Annotated in this window: 2 protein-coding genes; both read left to right on the top strand. The window is 64.2% G+C overall.

Annotation, left to right across the window (positions count from 1 at the left end):
- On the top strand, nt 1–840 hold an 840-nt coding region (locus WBB85_RS11310), incomplete at its 5' end, for an ATP-binding cassette domain-containing protein (protein ID WP_432638718.1).
- Nucleotides 837–2,070, top strand: a 1,234-nt coding sequence (locus WBB85_RS11305) for an HlyD family type I secretion periplasmic adaptor subunit (RefSeq protein ID WP_432638717.1), incomplete at its 3' end; no start/stop codon positions are given. The genes WBB85_RS11310 and WBB85_RS11305, both read left to right, overlap by 4 nt.

Below are 2,070 nucleotides of genomic sequence, written 5' to 3'. Positions count from 1 at the left end.
TTGGTACAGCGTGCGTCGGAAGGACGCCGCCGTCTTGCCGCCTTGCTGAGCTCTGTGCCGCCGCAGGCACCACGCACCGCCCTGCCGAAACCCCGCGCCATTCTTGAGGCGAACCAGTTGACCGTGGTACCGCCCGGGCAATCCACCGCATCCCTCCGGATGGTGTCGTTCCGACTGGAACCGGGCAAGGCGCTGGGTGTCATCGGCCCGTCCGGCGCGGGCAAGTCGACGCTTGCACGTGCGTTGACCGGCGTATGGCGGCCTGCCGGGGGCTGGATACGGCTTGATGGTGCGACGCTGGACCAATACGACCCTGACGAGCTTGGACGCCATGTCGGCTATCTGCCGCAGCGCGTAACCCTGTTTGACGGGACCATCGCCGAAAACATCGCCCGGCTCTCCACCGCGCCCGATGATGCCGCCATTGTCTCAGCCGCGCAAAAGGCCGCAGCGCATCAGATGATCCTCGACCTTCCCGATGGCTACAACACCCGGGTCAGTCAGGCGGGCGGGCGGCTTTCGGGTGGCCAGATCCAGCGCATCGGTCTGGCCCGCGCGCTTTACGGCGATCCGGTGATCCTTGTGCTCGACGAACCGAACTCCAACCTCGACAACGATGGCTCGATGGCGCTCAATGCTGCAATCCGCGCGATGAAGGCGGATGGCCGTTCGGTTCTGATCATGGCGCACCGGCCTGCGGCAATTCAGGAATGCGATGAGCTGATGATCCTCGATGGCGGCATGCGCCGTGCCTATGGCCCGCGCGATGAGGTCCTGAAGACCATGGTGAAGAATGCGAGCGAGATCACACGGGCGACCGGACCGGGAGGCGTGACATGAGCACGCCCCTGTCCCCACGCGGCCCGCTGCTTCTGGGCGGTATTGCCCTTGCGATACTGGTCGGCGGTTTCGGTGTCTGGTCTGTGACGACTGAAATCGCTGGCGCCGTCGTTGCCTCGGGTAATGTCGAGGTCGAACAGAACCGACAGGTCGTCCAGCATCCCGATGGCGGGGTCGTCGCCGAAATTCTGGTCAAGGACGGCGACCTTGTGGAAGCGGGCGCGCCGCTGATCCATCTCGACGGGACGCTCCTGCGCTCGGAACTGACCATTGTCGAAGGCCAGTTCTTTGAGATCCTCGCCCGGCGCGGCCGGCTTGAGGCCGAACGCGACGATGCAGATACGATCACTTTCCCCGAGGAACTGACAGTGATCGCTGGCGAGCGGCCAGAGATCGCAGCCCTGATCAAAGGGCAGGACAGGCTCTTTGCCGCGCGTCGCGAAACCGAAGCGAATGAGATCGAACAGCTCCAGCGCCGCCGCGGTCAGATCGCCAGCCAGATCGAGGGTATCGCCGCCCAGCGCATCGCATCTGACGACCAGTTGCGACTGATCGGTCAGGAACTGTCGGACCTTCAAACGCTTCTCGACCGGGGCCTGACCCAGGCCGGGCGGGTGCTGGCGCTTGAACGCGAAAAGGCGCGGCTGGCAGGAACGGCAGGAGAACTGGATGCCACCAGGGCCGAGGCCGATGGCAAGGTGACCGAGATCGATATCGAGATCCTGAAACGCGGCAGCACACGGCGCGAAGAGGCCAATACCGAGCTTCGCGAACTCGGCTACCGCGAACTGGAACTGGCCGAACGCCGCCGTGCATTGATCGAACAGATCGACCGGCTGGAAATCCGCGCGCCTGTTTCGGGTATCGTCCATGCGCTTCAGGTGACGACACCACGTTCGGTTGTACGCGCCGCCGATCCGGTGTTGTTCCTTATTCCGCAGGACCGGCCGCTGGTGATCGCGGCACGGGTCCTGCCGATCAATGTGGATGAAATCCAGGTCGGTCAGGAGGTGACGTTGCGGTTCTCGGCCTTCGACAGCCGCTCCACGCCCGAGCTTTTTGGCCAGGTCTCGCGCATTTCGGCTGACGCGCTGACCGACGAGGCGAGCCAGATCAGCTATTACCGGACCGAGGTGGTGCTGGCGCCGGACGAGGTTGACAAGCTCGCCGGTCAGGCGATCATTCCGGGCATGCCGGTTGAGGTCTTTATCCGAACCGGCGAGCGAACAC

Source organism: Albidovulum sp. (assembly GCF_049646345.1).
GTDB lineage: Bacteria > Pseudomonadota > Alphaproteobacteria > Rhodobacterales > Rhodobacteraceae > Albidovulum.
The sequence above is the reverse complement of the archived record's forward strand: the minus strand, read 5'-3'. Positions and strand labels throughout refer to the sequence as shown.